Source organism: Dietzia alimentaria 72 (genome assembly GCF_000226215.1).
Lineage (GTDB): Bacteria > Actinomycetota > Actinomycetes > Mycobacteriales > Mycobacteriaceae > Dietzia > Dietzia alimentaria.
Genome location: NZ_AGFF01000020.1, coordinates 102,713 through 121,456, shown reverse-complemented (window position 1 = coordinate 121,456; position 18,744 = coordinate 102,713). Strand labels below are relative to the sequence as shown.

General features: G+C 67.5%; 23 protein-coding genes and 1 pseudogene. 6 read left to right on the top strand and 18 right to left on the bottom strand.

From position 1 onward, the window contains the following. Nucleotides 1-2 precede the first annotated feature (2 nt). From ON04_RS08760 to ON04_RS08750, 3 genes are read left to right on the top strand one after another with little or no spacing between them, the layout of a single operon-like run. Nucleotides 3-749 (top strand): 3'(2'),5'-bisphosphate nucleotidase CysQ, encoded by a 747-nt coding sequence (locus tag ON04_RS08760; protein ID WP_010541230.1) that lies wholly within the window; start codon nt 3-5, stop codon nt 747-749. After that, on the top strand, nt 746-1,546 hold the full coding sequence (locus ON04_RS08755; RefSeq protein WP_010541229.1) for a thymidylate synthase: 801 nt from the start codon (nt 746-748) through the stop codon (nt 1,544-1,546). Before ON04_RS08760 ends, ON04_RS08755 begins: the two co-directional genes overlap by 4 nt. Nucleotides 1,547-1,548: 2 nt before the next feature. Continuing rightward, nucleotides 1,549-2,076, top strand: coding sequence for a dihydrofolate reductase (locus ON04_RS08750; protein ID WP_010541228.1), 528 nt, complete (start codon nt 1,549-1,551; stop codon nt 2,074-2,076). 4 nt (nt 2,077-2,080) lie between these two features. Here the strand turns inward: ON04_RS08750 and ON04_RS08745 are convergent, their stop codons facing one another. The 13 genes from ON04_RS08745 to mftA all read right to left on the bottom strand — a co-directional run bounded on the left by ON04_RS08745 (nt 2,081) and on the right by mftA (nt 13,316). Further along, complete coding sequence (locus ON04_RS08745) at nt 2,081-2,677, bottom strand: DUF1707 SHOCT-like domain-containing protein (protein ID WP_029458089.1); 597 nt, start codon at nt 2,675-2,677, stop codon at nt 2,081-2,083. 69 nt (nt 2,678-2,746) lie between these two features. Continuing rightward, nucleotides 2,747-3,013 (bottom strand): metal-sensitive transcriptional regulator, encoded by a 267-nt coding sequence (locus ON04_RS08740; RefSeq protein WP_010541226.1) that lies wholly within the window; start codon nt 3,011-3,013, stop codon nt 2,747-2,749. A 122-nt stretch (nt 3,014-3,135) separates the two neighbouring features. Continuing rightward, entirely contained in the window at nt 3,136-4,257 is a 1,122-nt protein-coding gene (locus ON04_RS08735; protein ID WP_010541225.1) for an NDMA-dependent alcohol dehydrogenase, read from the bottom strand. Nucleotides 4,258-4,430: 173 nt separating this feature from the next. Next, the gene (trxA, locus tag ON04_RS08730) at nt 4,431-4,814 is read right to left on the bottom strand and encodes a thioredoxin (protein ID WP_010541224.1); all 384 of its coding nucleotides are present in this window, start codon (nt 4,812-4,814) and stop codon (nt 4,431-4,433) included. Between the two features lie 156 nt (nt 4,815-4,970). Continuing rightward, nucleotides 4,971-5,897, bottom strand: a complete 927-nt coding sequence (locus tag ON04_RS08725) for an alpha/beta fold hydrolase (RefSeq protein WP_010541223.1) — start codon at nt 5,895-5,897, stop codon at nt 4,971-4,973. A gap of 56 nt (nt 5,898-5,953) precedes the next feature. After that, a complete protein-coding gene (gene mftG / locus ON04_RS08720) occupies nt 5,954-7,330 on the bottom strand; it encodes a mycofactocin system GMC family oxidoreductase MftG (protein WP_238529272.1) in 1,377 nt (458 codons plus the stop codon). Beyond that, complete coding sequence (gene mftF / locus ON04_RS08715; RefSeq protein WP_010541221.1) at nt 7,327-8,805, bottom strand: mycofactocin biosynthesis glycosyltransferase MftF; 1,479 nt, start codon at nt 8,803-8,805, stop codon at nt 7,327-7,329. The genes mftG and mftF overlap by 4 nt, the downstream gene beginning before the upstream one ends. Continuing rightward, nucleotides 8,802-9,500 (bottom strand): mycofactocin biosynthesis peptidyl-dipeptidase MftE, encoded by a 699-nt coding sequence (mftE, locus tag ON04_RS08710; protein ID WP_010541220.1) that lies wholly within the window; start codon nt 9,498-9,500, stop codon nt 8,802-8,804. The genes mftF and mftE overlap by 4 nt, the downstream gene beginning before the upstream one ends. 6 nt (nt 9,501-9,506) lie before the next feature. Then, the gene (locus ON04_RS08705; RefSeq protein ID WP_010541219.1) at nt 9,507-10,322 is read right to left on the bottom strand and encodes a mycofactocin-coupled SDR family oxidoreductase; all 816 of its coding nucleotides are present in this window, start codon (nt 10,320-10,322) and stop codon (nt 9,507-9,509) included. A gap of 37 nt (nt 10,323-10,359) precedes the next feature. Next, entirely contained in the window at nt 10,360-11,583 is a 1,224-nt protein-coding gene (mftD, locus tag ON04_RS08700; RefSeq protein WP_010541218.1) for a pre-mycofactocin synthase MftD, read from the bottom strand. Between the two features lie 68 nt (nt 11,584-11,651). Beyond that, on the bottom strand, nt 11,652-12,905 hold the full coding sequence (mftC, locus tag ON04_RS08695; RefSeq protein WP_010541217.1) for a mycofactocin radical SAM maturase: 1,254 nt from the start codon (nt 12,903-12,905) through the stop codon (nt 11,652-11,654). Next, nucleotides 12,902-13,228 carry a mycofactocin biosynthesis chaperone MftB gene (gene mftB, locus ON04_RS08690; protein ID WP_010541216.1) on the bottom strand — a complete coding sequence of 109 codons (327 nt, stop codon included), beginning with the start codon at nt 13,226-13,228 and terminating at the stop codon, nt 12,902-12,904. Before mftB ends, mftC begins: the two co-directional genes overlap by 4 nt. 1 nt (nt 13,229) lies before the next feature. Further along, nucleotides 13,230-13,316 carry a mycofactocin precursor MftA gene (mftA, locus tag ON04_RS16485; protein ID WP_067716580.1) on the bottom strand — a complete coding sequence of 29 codons (87 nt, stop codon included), beginning with the start codon at nt 13,314-13,316 and terminating at the stop codon, nt 13,230-13,232. Between the two features lie 110 nt (nt 13,317-13,426). On the opposite strand from mftA, the gene ON04_RS08685 reads away from it, so the two are divergent. Then, nucleotides 13,427-14,023 (top strand): acyl-CoA-like ligand-binding transcription factor, encoded by a 597-nt coding sequence (locus ON04_RS08685; RefSeq protein WP_010541215.1) that lies wholly within the window; start codon nt 13,427-13,429, stop codon nt 14,021-14,023. Between the two features lie 61 nt (nt 14,024-14,084). Next, nucleotides 14,085-14,591, top strand: a complete 507-nt coding sequence (locus tag ON04_RS08680; RefSeq protein WP_081477156.1) for a hotdog fold domain-containing protein — start codon at nt 14,085-14,087, stop codon at nt 14,589-14,591. Nucleotides 14,592-14,626: 35 nt separating this feature from the next. On the opposite strand, the pseudogene ON04_RS17345 reads toward ON04_RS08680, so the two are convergent. The 3 genes and pseudogenes from ON04_RS17345 to ON04_RS08670 form a co-directional block, all read right to left on the bottom strand. Next, a pseudogene (locus ON04_RS17345) lies at nt 14,627-14,893 on the bottom strand (flavin reductase family protein); the annotation flags it as partial. Between the two features lie 67 nt (nt 14,894-14,960). Further along, nucleotides 14,961-15,866 carry an ABC transporter permease gene (locus tag ON04_RS08675; RefSeq protein WP_010541212.1) on the bottom strand — a complete coding sequence of 302 codons (906 nt, stop codon included), beginning with the start codon at nt 15,864-15,866 and terminating at the stop codon, nt 14,961-14,963. Continuing rightward, nucleotides 15,863-16,912 carry an ATP-binding cassette domain-containing protein gene (locus tag ON04_RS08670; RefSeq protein ID WP_010541211.1) on the bottom strand — a complete coding sequence of 350 codons (1,050 nt, stop codon included), beginning with the start codon at nt 16,910-16,912 and terminating at the stop codon, nt 15,863-15,865. Before ON04_RS08670 ends, ON04_RS08675 begins: the two co-directional genes overlap by 4 nt. A gap of 188 nt (nt 16,913-17,100) precedes the next feature. Between ON04_RS08670 and ON04_RS08665 the strand changes: the two genes are divergently transcribed. Beyond that, nucleotides 17,101-17,919, top strand: a complete 819-nt coding sequence (locus tag ON04_RS08665) for an HpcH/HpaI aldolase/citrate lyase family protein (RefSeq protein ID WP_010541210.1) — start codon at nt 17,101-17,103, stop codon at nt 17,917-17,919. Nucleotides 17,920-18,028: 109 nt separating this feature from the next. Here the strand turns inward: ON04_RS08665 and ON04_RS08660 are convergent, their stop codons facing one another. Both ON04_RS08660 and ON04_RS08655 read right to left on the bottom strand, forming a co-directional pair. Then, nucleotides 18,029-18,316, bottom strand: a complete 288-nt coding sequence (locus tag ON04_RS08660) for a WXG100 family type VII secretion target (RefSeq protein WP_010541209.1) — start codon at nt 18,314-18,316, stop codon at nt 18,029-18,031. A gap of 29 nt (nt 18,317-18,345) precedes the next feature. After that, nucleotides 18,346-18,666, bottom strand: coding sequence for a WXG100 family type VII secretion target (locus tag ON04_RS08655; protein WP_010541208.1), 321 nt, complete (start codon nt 18,664-18,666; stop codon nt 18,346-18,348). Nucleotides 18,667-18,744 lie beyond the last annotated feature (78 nt).

The following is an 18,744-nucleotide window of genomic DNA, read 5'->3' as shown; positions in this document are numbered from 1 at the left end:
GCATGCGCGAACTCGACGACCACGACCTGGCCTACCACCTCGCGACCGGCATCGGGGACATCGTCCGAGGTACCCGCGCGGGTGGCTTGCTGCAGGGACGATCCCTCGCACAGGTGTCCAATGAAGTCGCCCAGACCTGGACCGACGACGTGCTGGCCGTCCACCGCCCGGACGACGGCGTACTCTCCGAGAACGTCGCCGACGACCCGGGCCGCCTCGACAAATCGCGCGTGTGGATCATCGACGTGATCGACGGGACCAAGGAGTTCTCCACCGGCCGTCCCGACTGGTCCGTCCACGTGGCGCTGGTCGTGGACGGCGAGCCCGCTCTGGCATCCGTGGGGCTGCCAGACGCCGGCCGAGTTTTTCGCTCGGACCAGTGCGCGTACGTCGACGGGCCGATGTCAGGCTGCATGGTGATCAGCCGCAACAATCCACCCCCAGAGGCGCAGGTGGTTGCTGACGCATTGGGGCTGGAAGTACGGCCCATGGGCTCCGCCGGCGCCAAGATGCTGTCGGTCCTGCTCGGTGACGCCGACGTCTACCTGCATGCAGGCGGCCAGAACGAGTGGGACCAGGCCGCGCCGGTAGCGGTGGCACTTTCCGCCGGACTGCACGTCTCGCGGCTCGACGGGACGGCGATCCGGTTCAACAAGGAGAACACCTACTCGCCCGACATTCTGGTCTGCCGCCCCGAACTCGCCGAGAGGGTCCTCGCGAAAACCGCCCACGTAGACTCCCCTGCATGACCGTTCCCACCCCGTACGAGGATCTGCTCCGGCTCGTCCTGGAGCAGGGCACCCCCAAATCAGACCGCACGGGCACGGGCACGCGGAGCCTGTTCGGCCACCAGCTGCGCTACGACCTGTCGCAAGGTTTCCCGCTGATCACCACCAAGCGCGTGCACTTCAAGTCGGTCGCCTACGAGCTGCTGTGGTTCCTGCGCGGCGACTCCAACGTGCAGTTCCTCCGGGACAACGGCGTGAGCATCTGGGACGAATGGGCCGACGCCCAGGGTGAGCTCGGTCCGGTCTACGGAGTGCAGTGGCGCTCGTGGCCCACGCCCGACGGTCAGCACATCGACCAGATCGCCGACGCCGTGGAACTCCTGCGCACGGATCCCGATTCGCGCCGCAATATCGTCAGCGCGTGGAACGTCAGCGAGCTGAAGGACATGGCTCTGCCGCCGTGTCACCTGCTGTTCCAGTTCTATGTCGCCGACGGCAAGCTGAGCTGCCAGCTCTACCAGCGCAGCGCGGACCTCTTTTTGGGCGTGCCGTTCAATATCGCGTCCTACTCCCTGCTCACCCACATGGTGGCGCAGCAGGTGGGGCTCGAGGTGGGCGAGTTCATCTGGACCGGCGGCGACTGTCACATCTACGACAACCACGTGGAACAGGTTCGTAAGCAACTCGCGCGTGACCCGTTCCCCTACCCGCAGCTCCGCCTGCACAAGGCCGACTCGGTGTTCGACTACCGCTTCGAGGACTTCGAGGTCGTGGGCTACGAGCACCATCCGGGCATCAAGGCCCCGGTCGCGGTCTGAGCATGTCCGTGCGCATGGTGTGGGCACAGGCCCGCGGTGGGGTGATCGGCGACGGCAGCGACATGCCGTGGTACATCCCTGAGGACCTGGCTTTCTTCAAGAAGGCCACCCTGGGCAGTCCGGTCCTGATGGGCCGCGCGACGTGGGATTCCCTGCCCGAGCGTTTCCGACCCCTGCCCGGGCGCCGGAACATCGTGTGCACGCGTAATGCCGCGTGGTCGGCGGAGGGTGCTGAACTCGCCGGTTCGGTGAGCGAGGCGTTGGCGTTGGCGGGCGCCGACGCGGTGGTGATGGGCGGCGGTCAGATCTACGCCGCGGCCTTAGACTATGCGGACGAGTGCCTGGTGACCGAGATCGACGCCGACGCGCCGGGAGGCGTGCTCGCGCCGGACCTGCGGGGGAACCGCACCAGGGGCGCGTGGGTGCTGGCCGAGGTCGGCGAGTGGATCACCGATCCGCGCAGCCGGGTGGAGGGGTACGACGACGAGGTGCGGCACCGGCACACCGTGTGGCGTCGCCGGCTGAGCTGACGGTTCAGAACCACTTCCACGTCTTGGGGATCTTCTCCCCCGCGGCCAGGATCTTGATCTTCGCCGTGGCCATGAAGCCGTTGATCTCGATGTCCAGGTGAGGCCCTCCGCTGATCTGGTACTTGCCCTCGTCGATCTTGAGTTCGCTCATGGCCCGGTTGCCCGTGATCGCCACGGAGACGCCCGGCGGGAGAAGGATCTTGCCGGTCGCAGCCCACAGGTCGAGCTGGAGATGCGTCCGTGGGCGGTCGACCACCGCCTCGCGGGCATCGAGGTAGATCTCGCCCACCCACGAGGTGAGCCGGTAGTCGTCGGGCAGCATCCACCGACCCTCGCGCTTGAGCGTGTCGAAGACGGAGACCCGCTTCTGCCCCTCGTCGACGGTGATCGCGCTGCCCGGCCGGGTGGCGGGCGGCTGCGCCGGTAGACCGCTCAGCGCCACGTCTAGTTCGGCGGGGCAGGTCGCGGCCCAAATCTTGGCGGCCCGAGCCGAGAACTCGGATAAAGAGAGCTCACCGCGGCCGACCATCGCTTCCAACCTGCGCTGGGCGAGCTCGCGAGGATCCGGGAAATCGTGGGCGCTGTTGGGCTCCGGGGTCATCACCCCAGGGTAGCGACGCCGTGCCGGGCCGAGTGACACCACCGGCACACGGGCCTCCAATAACAGTGGTCAGGCCAGCGAGAGGAACAGCTTCTCGAGTTCGGGCAGTGTGACCCCGTCGGAATCGGGCTCACCGTCGCGAGCGACGCACTCCTGGATGTTCTCGCTGATGATCTTGAACCCGGCGCGATCGAGCGCCTTGGACACGGCCGCGAGCTGGGTGACGATCTCCTTGCATGACCGCTCCTGCTCCACCATGTCGATCACCGCGTTGAGCTGCCCCCGCGCACGACGCAGCCTGTTGAGCACCTGCTGCCGTGGTTCCAAATCCGCCATGGTTCACCCTCCGTGACATACGCGAGACCCCCGTGGGTCCACCTGATCCTCAAGTGTACCCACGGGGGTATTTTCCTGCGAGTCCGTCAGGGTGCGGCCCAAGCCGGACCGGGCGGGCCGGGTCAGTCGTCGTGGACGATGATGCCGCGAACCATGCCGTTGCCGCCCTTTTCCATCATCTCGTAGCCCTCGTTGACCTGGTCGAGGGTGAAGCGGTGGGTGATGAGCTCGTCCAGCTTGACATGCTTCTCATCCCACAGGCGAAGGAGGTTGGGGATGTCGTAGAACGCGTTGGCCGAACCGAACAGCGAGCCCTTGATGACCTTCTCGTACTGCGAGACGAACAGACCGGTGAGGCTGATCGACTGGTTGTCGAGCCCACCCATGGAGGTGAGGACCACGACACCACGCTTGCCGACCATGTCGACAGCGTCGGCGGTGACCTTGGCGTCGGCCACGCCGATGGTGATGATGGCCTTCTCGGCCATGCCGCCCCAGGTCAGACCCGGCAGCTCGGCCTTGGCCTGGTCGACGTCCGTGTAGAAGTGGGTGGCGCCGAACTCCATGGCCTTGTCCCGCTTCGACTCGTCGATGTCGATCGCGATGATGAAGCGCGCACCGGCGTGCTTGGCGCCCTGGACGGCGTTGATGCCGATGCCACCGACGCCGAACACCACGACGGTGTCTCCGGCCTTGACCTCGGCGGAGTAGACCGCTGAGCCCCAGCCGGTGGTGACGCCACAGCCCACCAGCGCGGCCACCTCGAAGGGGATCCAGTCCTGGATCTTGACCACCGAGTTCATGTTGGCGACGGTGTACTGCGAGAAGGTGCCGAGGGTGCACATGGCGCCAGCCGTCTCACCATCGGCGAGCGTGAACGGGTAACGGCCGTCGGCCATCTCGCCGATCGTGCCGTTGAGGCCCTGGTCGCAAAGGTTGGACATGCCGCGGGCACAGGACGAACATTTGCCACAGGCGGGGATGAACGAACCCACGACGTGATCGCCGGGCTGCACGTGGGTCACACCGTCACCGATTGCCTCAACCACGCCCGCACCCTCGTGCCCACCCACGAGCGGCAGTCGACCCGGCAGGTCACCACTGGTGATGTGCAGGTCGGAGTGACACATCCCCGCGACCTTCCACTTGACGAGGACCTCGCCGTAATTGGGGCCGTCGAGTTCAGCCTCCACGATCTCGAACGGCTTGCCCAGTTCGCGGGCGATGGCGGCCTTGGTCTTCATACGACTCCCTCCGGACGTGCCGGAAAACCCCCCGGCACTGAAACGTGTTCTCATCACGATAGCCGCTTGTGGCACCGAGTGTCGTATTTCATAGAACGTGTTTCATTTTCGGCCGGGGGGCCGGGACGAACGTGGCTGTGGCCGGGCCCGATGAGGGCCCGGACCAGGGCCGATCAGGGCTGGGCTTCCCCCTGCTCGGCCTGCGCCTCTTCCACTGCCTTGCGAACCTCGTCCATGTCGAGGCCCTTGATCTGCTCGACCAGGTCATCTAGCGCCTGCTCCGGGATCGCCCCCGAGTGGCGGAAGACAGCAATTCCCTCACGGAACGCCATCAGGGTGGGGATCGACTGGATCTGCAGCATCGCTCCGAGCTGCTGCTCGGCGTCGGTGTCGACCTTGGCGAAGGTGATCTCCGGGTTCTTACCGGAGACCTTGTCGAATACGGGTCCGAACGCCTTGCAGGGGCCACACCACTCAGCCCAGAAGTCCACCAGGACGATGTCGTTCTCCGTGACGGTCTTCTCGAAATCGGCGGTCGTGATGTCGACGGTGCTCATACGAATGCCCTCCTTGCGCGGACGGGGCGGCTCTCGTCCCGTCGTGTTTCGTCGCCAGCCTACGGACAGCCCGCACCGACGACGACCAAAAGCGACAACCAATACCCAGGCGGGTATCGACGTCCTCTATTCAGGGACAACGTTGACGGGGCATTCTTATTCCCCGGAGGCCCCAGTCCGGGACTCAGACCCGAGCACCTCCGATAGGAACCAGCCGAGCTGGTCGAGGAAGACCGCGTTATCGTCTCCCGCCACCATGTGCCCCGCGTCGGGCACCTCCATCGTGTACGCGTGCGGGAGCAGCTCGAGAAGATGGCGCACGGAATCATCGCTGACGATGTCCGATGCGGAGCCGCGGATGAGCAGGGTCGGCTGCTGGATCTTCGGCACGAACTTCTCAAAGAAGAGGTTGCCGACCTCGGTGTTGTCGGCCGATGCCCCACCCGCGAATCGGGGGTCCCAGTGCCAGTGCCAGCGCCCGTCCTCGCGCAGCCGTAGGTTCTTGCGCAGCCCATCCGGGTTCGCCGGTCGCTTCCGCTGCGGCTGGTAGGCGGCGATGGCGTCGGCGGCCTCCTCCAGGCTGGCGAATCCGTCGAGCCCGGAACGCATGAACTCACCGATCCGGGCCACGCCCGCCGCCTCGAGCTTCGGGGTGACATCGACCAGGACGAGCGCACGCGCGATGTCTTTACCGGTGCCCAGCGAGAGCATCGCCGTGAGCCCTCCGAGGGACGCGCCGATGACCACCGGGGGCCGCCCCGGATAACGGGCCGCCACGATCGCCTCGAGGTCCGCGGCCATTCGGTGGATGTCGTAGTCACCCTCCGGGTCCCAGTCACTGTCGCCGTGGCCCCGGGCGTCCATCGCTGTGACACGGTAGCCCTCCCCCGCCAGCCTGCGAGCCGCCCGACTCCACGAGTGCCGGGTCTGCGCGCCGCCGTGCAGCATGAGGAGCTCGTCCACCGGAGGGATCGGCACGCCGGTCGGGTTGACCGGTTCCCATACCTCGCCGACCAATGTGACACCGGAGTCACGGGTCACCGTGAACTGCCGGGGCTCGAGGTGGATCTCAGTGCTCGGCATGTGCGTCTCCCGGGGCCGTCGCCCACCGCGGCGGTGGAACGTGTTCTCATCTGGTTCTACCACGCCCGTTCAGCGACCATCCGAGAGGCGAGGGCTTCCGCCACCGCCAGCACCGTGTAGTACGGACCGCAGCGGGGCAACGACGGCAACACCGATGCATCGGCTAACCGAAGTCCCTCGACCCCGAGCACGCGGCCAGCCTCATCGACCACCTCGCCGATCTGGGCAGTCCCGGACAGATGCTGCGAGGTCGACACAGTCACCTGTCGGGCCGCGGTCTCCAGCCCCAGTCGATCGGCGACGAGCTCGGCTGCTGCGGCGAGCGCATCCGCATCTCGCGGGTCGTTGGCGAGGACGATTCCGACTTCGGGCGCGGAACCGTCAGCGCCCCTGAGACTGACCGTTCCCCGACCCACGGGGTTCATCAACGCCACGCCGATGCGGTGCGAGACCGGATCGAGTCCAGGAATCACCCTGTGCAGCGGCACCGCATAGGGGCGAACCTCGATCGCCGCAGCCTTGGAGCCCCCGACCCGGGCTCCAGGGAGTTCGAGCCCGATGACGTGCGACAGCAGTGCGGGAAGCTCCACGAGCGGGTCCGCGGGCTCACGCTCCACATCGGGAAGCTTCGCCAGCAGCTCTGCGGGAAGATCGAGCAGCACCTCCGGATGCTCTTGCACCGACCGGCCGACGGGGCGTCCCGTGTCCGGACCGATTCCCGAGCCCAACAAGAGCGCTGCCGACCCGATCGCCCCGGCGCACAGAATCACTTCGTCGGCGGTGATCTCGTCGCCGTCGGCGTTCTCACCGCCGCGACCATCGCCGCCCCGACTACCACCGCCGCGACCATCACCGCGACGCGCGAGCACCACCCCGTCGCATCGGCCGCCGGGCCGTCCGCCGGCCCATCGCAGCTCCCGCACCGTCGCGCCCGTGATGACCCGCACCCCGGCGCTCACCGGATCCCACGCGTCGTACGCGGTCACCCGCCGGCCCGCTCGACGGGCCTGGGCAACGGCCACCACACGTGCAGGGAACGCGGCGGCGAGGTGCGCGGCGACGGGGCCCATAGGCGCGAGCCGGGGTCGCAGTCGCTCGGCGGCGCGAGCCAGCCCCTCGGCGTACCGACGCGGCCAGTCGGGCCCCCAAGCAGCGACGTCAGCGGGCGACGCGGGGAGGCAGTAGCCACCGTTGACCGCACCGGACCCGCCGAGCGTCCGACCGCGGGGCAGCTCAATTGAAGTGTCGCCGAGCGTGGCCCTGTACCTCGTTACCACCCGCGAGCCCGGCCCCACGTCCAGAAGGCCCGCCCGCCCTGACGCGAGGTGGTCTCCGGCCTCCACCAGTACGACGTCCGCGCCGGCGTCGGCAAGCCTACGAGCCATGACGCAACCGGCCGGGCCAGCTCCCACCACCACGACGTCGGCTCTCACCGCGTGAACTCCGGGCGCAGCGCGTCGAAGGAGCGCGCGGTCCACGCCGACCGCCACACTCCGACGCCGTACGCGAGGTCGTCGAGGCGGTGCAGAACAACATGCCCCAAGGGTTCATCGACGGGCAGTCGCCCCGGTTCGCGCGCGGACCACCAGTGCCACAGCCCCTCGGCGAGCGCCGCGACCGCGAGCCGGCGACGGACACCCCGCACGGTGCGGGATCCGGACGACGCGGTGACGACGAGCCCGGCTGCGGTAATCGGCCAATACGGGCGTAGTAACGCCTCCGGCAACTGACGGATCGACGCTCCGGCCCCCCGCCCCACGAGCGCCGCCGCAGCCCGGCCATCACCGGTCAGTGCGCGAGTGCGCCACCAGGCCCGGCCCGCCGCACCTGTCGCGACCACCAGGCCGATGCGGGTGCCGCTCCACACGCCCCCTGCCACCGCGAGCGACCAGGTCGCGAGAACCGCCGGAGCCACGGCCGAGCCGTGACGGTCGGCGAGCGGCGCCGCGCCACGGCCATAGAACGCGCGTCGCGCCAGAAGGGGCACAATGGAAATGCGATGTCGGTGCGCGACGCGGGCGGTGGGCTCGTAGCGGATTCTTCCCCCGGCGGCGTCGGTGCGCCAACACAGGTCAACGTCCTCGGCCACGTGCATCCGCTCGTCAAACGGGCCCGCGCCACCACAGTCGGGCACGGCGGGCAGACGGTCGGGGCGGACAGCGAGCGCCGCGCTCGGCACGTAGGCGACCCGCGTGCGGGGCCTGACCAGGGCGGGTTCATTGCCCATGTCCAGTGCGGATCGAGCTGTCTCATATCCGTGTACCCAGAACCGGCCGGGCTCGGCGGCCACGATGCGAGGTGCGACCGCCGCGACGCCGGGGTCGTCGAAGTGCGCCAGTAGCGGGTCGAGCCATCCCGGAGTCGGGATCACGTCAGCGTCAAGATAAACCACCACCTCCGCGCCACCCGTGACCGCGACGGCGGTTCCGGCATTACGCGCCGCCGCCGGGCCCCGCGAGCGCTCATGACGAAGGACGCGCATGGACGGTGTGGTGGCGAGTGGGACGGCGGATCCGTCGTCGACGACGACGAGGTCCAGGCCCCGGTCGAGTTCTGGTGCGAGCGCCATCACGAGTGCGGCGACCCCGGCCGCATCGTCACGGACGGGAACCACCACGGTGACATTCCCCAGCCTGCGGGGCTGCGTGGGTGAGACGTCAAAGGGTTCCGGGTGCGCCATCCCCCGGTCGGTCAGCGCGCGGGCAAGGGCGGCTCCGGACGGCGTCTCGGTACTGATCACCCTGCTGTCATCCAGCAGCGGGGTCACGGCGGGCGCGGGGGTGATCAGGGTGACCGGGTCGCCGCCGAGGACCCGCACCACGCCTTCCTTACGCAGAATCCGGGTGCGCCGGTCGAGGGTGACGCGCCCTGACGCCACCACCGAGTGCGGGGCCGGAGGCGTGGTCATGCGAGCATCCCGTCGGTGCCACCCGGGTTCCAGCGGCCGACGCGATCGCGCACGTCCGCGGCCAACGCCTCCCACAGGCGGGTGCCGTCCGCTTCTGTCGCGGTGGTGGGGTCGCCGAGAACTCCCGTCGCACTCACGGCCGCTACCCCGCCCTCACGCATGGCGGGCAGGATCTCGACCAGCGGCTCGGTGCACCCGGCCCGGGCGAGGTCGGGTCGCACCAGTTCGGGGTACAGGTGCAGCATCAGCGAGGTCTCGGCGTGGCCGGCGTGCGTGTCGGTGGAGAACTCGGCCGTACGGCAGGACAGCCACGCGCAATCTCGCCCCTCATACCTGAGCCGGGACACCGCCCGGCGCAGGGCCTCGACGTTGCCCCCGTGCCCGTTGATCACCACCAAGCGGCCCGCCCAGGTGGTGATGGATCGGCCGAGTTCGAGGATCGTCTCGGCGAGCGCGTCCGTGCCCATGGAGACCGTGCCCGCAAATGACTGGTGCTCCCCACTCGCACCGTAGGCGAGAGCGGGGAGCACCCGGACGTGATCGGGACCCATCGGCACGTCGGCGACGACGCCCGCGGCCGCGGTGGCCAGCAGAGTGTCAGTCTCGAACGGCAGATGCGGGCCGTGTTGCTCGGTGGAACCCAGGGGCAGCACGGCCAGGACGTACCCGCCGGTCGCGCCGGCCACGTCTGTCACTGCTGGTCAGACCTTGATCGCGCCCATGTCGACGGTGAAGGTCGAGGCGGTGATGGTGCGCGAGGCGTCGCCGGCGAGGAACATCACCGAGTCCGAGATGTCGTCGGTCTTGGCCATCCCCATACCGAGAATCGGGGTGAAATGCGGCAGGAACTGCGGCATGGTGGAGAACACGGCGTGTGCGTCCGGATCGTCAGCACCCATCGGGGTGAGGACGCCGTACGGATGGATGGTGTTGACCCTGATGCTGTGCTCGCCCAACTCCTTGGCGGCGGTCTGGGCCAGGCCAACAACGCCGTGCTTGGACGCGGAGTACGGGGCCTGGACGGGCATCGCCTTGAGCCCCGCGACCGAGCTCACCAGGATGATGGACCCACCGTTGCCGGCCTCCAGCATGTGCGGGATGGTCGCCTTGAGGGTTTTCCAATAGCCGGTGAGGTTGATGTCCAGGGTGTCCTGCCACTGGGCCTCGTCGATCTCCCACACCTTGCCCCAGTTGCAGATTCCGGCGTTGGCAATCACCACGTCGAGGCGGCCGCCGAAGCGCTCGACCCCCCGCTTCACTAGGTCCTGCTGGAACGCCAGGTCACGGACGTCGCCGACCTCGGCGAGGATCTCCCCGCCCTCGGCCTCGACTCTGGCGATCGTCTCCGTGAGGTCGTCCGGGGTCGTGGTGGGGTACTTGACGTACTCCGAAGGTGCGGCACAGAGGTCCATGCCAATGATCTTGGCGCCCTCACGGGCGAAGCGGATCGCGTGCTTGCGGCCCTGGCCGCGGGCGACGCCCGTGATGTAGACGACCTTGCCGTCGAATTCTCCCATGCTGGGTGATTCCTTTTCTTTACGTTTGTAGTGGGTATCAGGCACCGAGGTGGCGCATGAAGTCGTCGGGGATCACGTAGTCATCGCGGTTCAGCTCGGAGATCGACGACTTGCTCAGCCCGATGAGGCTGGAGTCCAGGCCCGACCGCATGATGTCCAGGACGTTCTCCACGCCGGCCTGGCCATTGGCGCCCAGGCCCCAGAGGTAGGCGCGGCCGATCATCACGGCGCGGGCTCCGAGTGCGAGCGCCTTCGCGACATCCGAGCCTCGACGGACTCCGCCGTCGAGCAGGACCTCCACGTGGTCGCCCACGGCATCAGCGATCGGGGCAAGGCAGCGGATTGTCGCGGGGGTGGCGTCGAGGTTGTTGCCACCGTGGTTGGACACGGAGATCGCGGTGACACCGGCGTCGACGGCTCGCTTGGCGTCGTCGACCCTCGTGATGCCCTTGAGCATGACCGGACCGTCGTAGTTCTGTACTACCCACGCGATGTCGTCCCAGGTAGCCGGTGGGGTTCCCATCCACTCGCCGTAGGCGCCGAAGAACGTCGGGCCCATCTCGCCCTGCTGGACGAGGTTCGGGGTGGTCAGATCCGGGAACCGCTTGTTGGTGACAACGTCACGTGCCCACTCCATGGCCCACCGCGGTCGCACCGCGATCTCGGGCGCCATGGTGATCATGGCCTTGGCGTTGAGCTTCTCCGGGATGGCGGGGCTGCCCCAGTCACGGCCCATCGAGAACGACCAGTCGGTGGTGAGGATGACGCCCGCGGCGCCGGCGGCCTTGGCCCGCTCGAGACGCTCCAGCACCTTCTCCTTGCCGCCGAGCCAGTACACCTGGAAGAAGGTCTGCGGGTTGGCCGCGATGACCTCTTCGATCGGCTTGGACGCGAACGAACTGAGTCCCATCGCGGTGCCGCGTGCTGCGGCGGCACGGGCCACGTCGACCTCGCCGTCGGGGGTGACGGCCTGGACGCCGGTCGGCGAGATCATCACCGGAAGGCTGATCGGCTGTCCCATGACGGTGGTCGCCATGTCGCGGTCCTGCTTGGCGCCGATGACGTGCGGCTTGGGCTCGAGTTCGGAGAACGCATCCTTGTTGTCCTGGATCGTCACACCGGCTTCACTGCCGCCGACCAGTGCCATGTAGACGCTCTTGGGCAGCTTCTTCTGGGCGCGCCGCTGGGCCTCGGCCACCGACTCGAACCACGGGTTCTGGCGCCAGGGGTTGGCCTCGACAATTTTGGACAGGCGTGACACAGGCGTGTCTCCTTCTGGAAGTCTCGGGAGCGACCGACGCAAGTCGGCCTCGGATGATGGTGCGGGGTCTAGACCGGCGACTCATCGCACAGGCTCGTGGGCCTGCGCGGTGGAGTGGTGACGAGCGTGAGCGGCACCGGGCCGGTGGGCTGCTTGCGCGCCGCGAGCCCCATGGGCCGGGTGTGATCCTGGGACGGGTCGGGGATACTGCGCTCGGCCGCGAGCAGTCCTTCGCCGTAGCCCTGGACACACTCCGGGTCGGGGCCGTCCATGGGCAGGCCGGTGAAGAACTTGGCGGCCATGCAGCCACCACGGCAGCTATCGTAGAAATCGCAGGAGGCGCAGGCGCCGGCGGACTGGGGCTCACGCAGTTCGCGGAACAGCTCGGAGGTCTGCCAGACGGACTCGAAGCTGCCGTCGGAGATGACATTGCCCGCGAGGAACTCCTCGTGGATCGCGAACGGGCAGGCGTAGACGTCGCCGATCGGGTCGATCAGGCAGACGACGCGGCCGGCGCCGCAGAGGTTGAGACCGGGAAGCGCGCCCTGCCCCTGGCCCTCGCCGAAGGGCGTGAGGTGGAAGAAGCTGTCACCGGTGAGGACGTTGGAACCGTTGGCGACCAGCCAGTCGTACAGATCGCGCTGCTGTTCGGGCAGCGGGTGCAGGTCATCCCACACGTCGGCGCCGCGGCCCGACGGGCGCAGACGGGTGATGCGCAGGGTCGCGTCGTACTTGTCGGCCAACGCCTTGAACTCATCCAGCTGGGTGACGTTCTCGCGCGTCACCACCACCGAGATCTTGGCGTCGGTGAAGCCAGCGTCCTTGAGATTTTGCAGAGCACGGCACGCCATGTCGAACGAACCCGGACCGCGGACCGCGTCGTTGACCTCGGCGGTGGCGCCGTCGATGGAGATCTGGACGTCCACGTAGTCGCTGGCCGCCAGTCGCTTAGCGACCTCCTCGTCGATGCGGACACCGTTGGTGGAGAACTTCACGCCCACCTGATGGCTGGTCGCGTAGTCGACGAGCTCCCAGAAGTCCGAACGGACGGTGGGCTCGCCACCGCCGATGTTCACGTAGAAGACCTGCATCTTCTGCAGCTCGTCGATGATCGCCTTGCATTGCTCGGTGCTCAGCTCGCGCGGGTCACGGCGACCGGAGGAGCTCAGACAGTGGACGCAGGCGAGGTTACAGGCGTAGGTGAGTTCCCACGTGAGGCAGATCGGCGCATCGAGGCCGCGCTCGAACTGGTCGACCAGGCGGCCGACCGGAGCGGGAGCAGAAGTTGACGACGCGGCGGGACGGTCGAGCATGCTGGTCATGAGGTCTCCTCGATCATGCGCGAGGCTGCGAGCTGGCCGAGCGCGTGCAGGTACAGCCGTGCGGTGCCCGGATCGTCGATCCGCACCCCGGCGGCCGCGCAGGCGGCCCGGGCCGTGGGATGGTCGGCGAGCGTGCGGACCACCTCGACGATGGTCGGCGACTTAAGGAAGCTGAGCTTGCGGGTGTGGAAGTGGTAGAGCAGGGCCCCGAACGGCTCGGGCCGTAGTGCCACCCCGGGGTGCAGGCGCCAGCCGGCATCGAGGTCGAACGCCGCGGGCGCGGCTTCCTGCTCGGCGCCGGCCGGCGCTGCTGCGGAGGTCATTTCAGTAGACCCCGCACATGCCGTCGATCGAGACCTCTTCGATGAGGGCCTCCTCCAGCACGACCTCGGTGTTCTGCGTGTTCTCCATTGCGTGTCCTCTCGTCTGCGCATCGGATGCCTCACCGCGACAGGGTGAGACCTGCATCATATTGGCACTTGGTGCCAGTAGCAAGGACCACTGTTCTAGGCTCTGAAGTCATGGACACTCCGGAGAGAGCGGAAGGGCGGCCACCCGGTCGTCGCCCGTCGACCACGCGCTCCTCGATCGTGGACGTCGCGCTGGCCCTCTTCGCGAAGCAGGGATACGAGTCGACCAGCGTCGATCAGATCGCCGAGGGCGCCTACATCTCACGCCGGACCCTGTTCCGGTACTTTCCCGGGAAAGCGGCGATCGCCTGGGGAGAATTCGACGTACAGATCGACCTGATGCTGGACTACCTCGCCGGGATCCCGCCCGGGACACCGCTGCGGGACGCCCTCGCGGACGCGCTGGTGGCGTTCAACACGTTCCCGGACTCGCAGACCGACTTTCATCGCCTGCGGATGCGGCTCCTGCTGAACGTCGAGGAACTGCAGGCGCACTCGACGCTGGTGTACGCAGACTGGCGGCGCGCAGTGGCCGGGTTCGTGGCCGATTATCGAGGCGAGTCAGTGGATGACCTGGTGCCCGCCGCCACCGCGCACGCCGCACTGGGGATCGCGCTCTCGGCCTACCGACTGTGGGTGAACGAGCCTCACGCCGACCAGTCCCGACTCCACGAGCTCCTGCGGGAGGGGACCGCGATCCTCGCCTGATCAACACCTCGGCGGCACATCGGTGAGCGGAGCAATATTACCGGTGGGTAACCTCGTCGTCATGACCTCGGCCTCATCTGCCCCCATCGCGAACACGTCCACCTACCGGCTGTGGAAGAACACCACCCGGCTGCCCTTCGGCTCCCGGCTGTTCAGTGCGCTGATCAGCATGAAGGCCCCTTACTTCCGCACCGCGCTCCCACACGTGGTGGAACTGCGACCCGGCCGCTGCGTGGTGCGGGGCCCGAACTGGTGGGGCAACCGTAACCACATCGGCACCTTCCACGTGATCGCCGCGTGCAACCTCGCCGAGGTGGCCATGGGGATGCTCGCCGAGGCGTCCGTGCCCGCGACTCACCGCTGGATCCCTGTGGGGATGAACGTTCGCTACCCCGCCAAATCGACCGGCGGCATGACCGTCACAGCCGAGTGGGAGCAGCTGCCCGATTTCGCCTCGATGACCTCCGGCCGAGACGTCGAGGTGCCACTGACTTTCGTCGACGACGCCGGCGTAGAGCCCGTGGTCGGAAGCATCATGATCCGGGTGTCACCCAAGAAGAAGCGCTGAGGGCTCTGTCTTCTCAGGCGGAGTACCCCGGCTCGACGTCGTCCAGGGCCCGGGCCTGTCGCCACGCCGGCGAACTTGTCGTCGTCGTCACCGGTTCTCCCGGCGAACCACTCGCCCAGGTCCCGATCCCCGTGGCGCAAGAGGTGCACGCCCAGGAAATCGGACCGCAACGCCACACGATAGGTGCGGTTGGCGCGTGAGAGCCACAGCGCATACTGCGGCGGATCCACCGAACTCCGCGAGTGGAAACCCACCGCGCACCCCGCCCACTCCTCGCCGTCAGAGGCGGTCACCACGACCATCGGCGAATCGAGAGTGTTGAAGAACCGCTCGTACTCCGACGTCGGCCCCTCCACCGTCATGATCGCGTCAATCCCGGGTCCGGGCATCGAAGGCCTTGATCGCGATCGGGGCGATGACCACGGTCAGCCCCACGATCCACAGCAGTGACGCGAGCACCGGGTGCTGCAGCGGCAACGCAGCATCTGGCCCCACCGCCGGGGCGTTACCCCAGAGCTGCCGCATGGCCTGCACCACGGCGGACAGTGGGTTCCATTCGGCGATCGGCCGCAACCACGGCTCCATGGACTCCGGCGGCGCGAACGTATTTGCCAGGAACGTGATGGGGAACGTAGTGGTGAACATGACCCCGTTGACCGCCTCGATCGTCTTGAGACGTGAACCCACCACAATGCCGATCCAGATCATCACGAATCCGAAGCCGAGCAGGATCAGGTAACCGAGCACGGCGTCGACCAGCCCCGAGTGGATCCGCCAGCCCACGATCAGTCCGGTCAGGGACATCACCACTACGCCGATAGAGGAATGGATAAGGCTGGAGGCACTACGCGCGATGAGGATCGAGGCGCGTTGGATCGGCAGGGTGCGGAATCGGTCGATGATGCCCTTGTTCAGATCGTTGCACAGACCCGAGGCCACGACGAACGAGGAGAACGCCATCGTTTGCGCCATGATCCCCGGCAGCAGCCACTCCCGGTAGTTACCGCCCGCGACCGCGATCGCACCCCCGAAGACGAACGCGAACAGCAGCACGAACATCACGGGCTGAACCGTGACGTCCGCCAGATTTTCCGGCTGACGCCGGATGTGGAGCAGGTTGCGCCGGACCAGCGCGGAGACCTGCCGGCCAAACGAGGGGCCGGCGGGGCGGGCTGGAATAGCGAACTGCTCGCGCGGCGCGGACGGGTCCTCGACGGACCGGGGTTGCGGGACCCGTGGGGGCTGCGACGTGGGCGGATTGGCTGCGGTGCTCATGTCCGGGGCTCCTCTGCGATCGTGTCGGCGTGCAGATCTGCGGTGTTATCGATCTCAGCCTCGTTCATCTCGGTGTCGTGATGTTCCGAGTCCGGCTCGGCCCTGCGTCCGGTCAGGGAGAGAAAGACGTCGTCGAGGCTCGGGCGCTGGAGGCCGATGTCGTCGAGCTCGATGCCGGCCTCGGTGAACGCCGCAGCGATCCCGGCCAGTGCGGAAACACCCTCGGACGGCGCGGTCAGCCGCCGTGCGTCACGGTCGACGTGCAGCTCGGGAATCCGTCCCGACAGCACCCGCGCGGCCTCGTCCACGTCCTCTGGACGCGACACCGAGATCACCAGGCTCGCCGCACCGGAGCGGTCCTTGAGCTGCAGGGGCGTCCCCTCGGCGATCACCCGGCCGTGGTCGATCACTATTACGCGGTCGGCCAATTGGTCTGCCTCATCGAGGTATTGCGTGGTAAGCAATAGTGTCGTGCCCTCGCGAACCAGATCGCGCAAAACATCCCACAACTCGTTTCGCGAACGCGGGTCCAACCCCGTGGTGGGCTCGTCCAGAAAGAGCACCGGCGGTGCCGCCACCAGACTCGCGGCGAGATCCAGACGTCGGCGCATACCGCCCGAATAGCTCTTGGCGATCCGCAGAGCAGCATCGGTGAGCGAGAACTTCTCGAGCAACTCGTCCGCGCGGGCCTTGACTGCTTTCTTGGGCAACCCGTAGAGATCGCCGATCAGCCGCAGATTCTCCCGGCCGGTGAGCAGCTCGTCCACGGTCGCGGACTGGGCCGTCAAACCCATCGCCCGGCGGACAAAGGCGGGTTCGCGCATCACGTCGTGGCCGGCCACGGCCGCGGTCCCGGAGGTGGGCGGGCTGAGGGTGGTCATCATGCGGATAGTGGTGGTCTTGCCCGAGCCGTTGGGACCGAGCAGGCCGAGTACGGTCCCCGGCGGGACGGCGAAAGAGATGTCGTCAACGGCGGTGAAGTCGCCGAACTTCTTGACGAGGTTCTGTGCCTCTATCGCGTGAGCGGAATCTGGGCGTGTATTCACCAGGAAATCGTGCCTTCACCATCGTGAGGAGTCAACAAATCCACACTCACAACTATGAGAGCCCGTCGCCTCCCCAATAGGAACGCGTTGCTATTGGGGAGGCCGGACCGCCAGCACGTATCGTGTGGAGATTACCGAGTGAGAAGTGCCGCCTCGTGAACAAAGGATGACAGGACCCGATGAGCCCCATGTCGACCATCCCGCCGACCATTGCCCGTTCCTGGCTGCTGCTGCCCGCCGACAGGTCGGAGCGCTTTGATGCGGCGGTCGCCTCGGAGATGGACGTCGTGGTTCTGGACGTGGAGGACGGCGTCCGCCAGTCGGAGAAGGAGCGGTCCCGCCGCGAGGTGCGCCAGTGGCTCGAGGCGGGTAACCACGCGTGGGTCCGGGTCAATGACGTCCGCTCCCCCGAGTGGGAGAAGGACCTCATGGCACTGGGGCACTGCCCCGGCCTCGATGGCGTGATGCTGGCCAAGACCGAGAACGCCGAGCACGTGGCGCTCACCACGGCCCGCTTGGCGCCGGACACTCCGATCGTGGCACTGGTGGAGTCGGCGGACGGGCTGGAGCAGGCCGCCGAGATCGCCAAGTCCGAGCAGGTCGTGCGCCTGGCTTTTGGCGTAGGCGACTTCCGCCGCGACACGGGTATCGGTTCCTCGCAGATCGCGCTCGCTTACACCCGGTCGCAGTTCGTGGTGGCCAGCCGCATCGCGCGCGTCGCTCCGCCGATCGACGGCCCCACCATCTCCAACGACACCCAGGTCCTCATGGACGCCGCCGAGCACGCGGTCGAGATGGGTATGACCGGCAAGCTCTGCCTGCGCGTGGATCAGGCTCCGTACATCAACGAGGTCCTGGCGCCGTCGGCAGCCGACGTGTCGTGGGCCGAGTCCGTGATCGACGAGTTGGGCGCCGGCGGCGAACGATGCGGCGACGGCTCAGACCTGCCGCGCCTGGCACGCGCTCAGAAGATCGCGCGCCTGGCACAGGCCTTCGCTGGTCGATGACAACCCCCCGCCTCTGCTGGACTGCCTGAACTGCGGATACAGAGCGACCCCGCCACCGTCCCGGACGGTGGTGGGGTCGATGATCCTTGGTGACCGCTGGTCTATACGGTCACCACGCCCGGGAAGCAGCCCTGTCAGCAGCCTGCATCCCCTCGTTTCCCTGCCGCGCGGCCGCCGACACGCGAGTCAGGACTGACTGCAAACCAGCCGCGGCCTCGTCCCACGCCCGCTGGTGCTCCTTGTACGCGGCCGCGGAGGTGCCCTCCCAGCCGGCGACCAGCGGATCCAACTTCCGGCGCAGATCTTCGAGGGTGCCCTGCAGCTTGTTCGACTCACCCGTGATCTGAGAGACGACGGCCTCGATCGAGCCATGCTGGTACCTGATCGGTTCGGTCATGTTTGTACTCCCGGCTTGTCTAGTAATTGTCAGATGTTGAGCGGGCCGTCGGCACCGACCCGAGAAATCGCCTGCGCCGCGTCATGATCTGCGGTGTCCAGGGCAGTCCGGTTGCTCCGCAGAGTGTCCGCGATGCCGGCGAGAGCCGTGTTGAGTTTGTCGCTCTGCTGCTTCCACTCGGTCATCACGCTCTGGAATGCCGCCGATCCCTGGCCTCCCCAGGTGGGGCCGGCCAGTTCGCCCACCAATCCCTGCACGCGGCCGAGCAGTGCCCTGATGTCGTCGTTGACCTCATCGACCCATCCGGCCGCACTTCCCATAACCTCGATATCGGCATTCAGGTAAGCCACGGCATCCTCCTCTTGGTCCTGCGGGGTCCCCTTCTGGGCCCGTCACAGTGTTCGACGGGTGCGGGGAGTCGTTTGGTT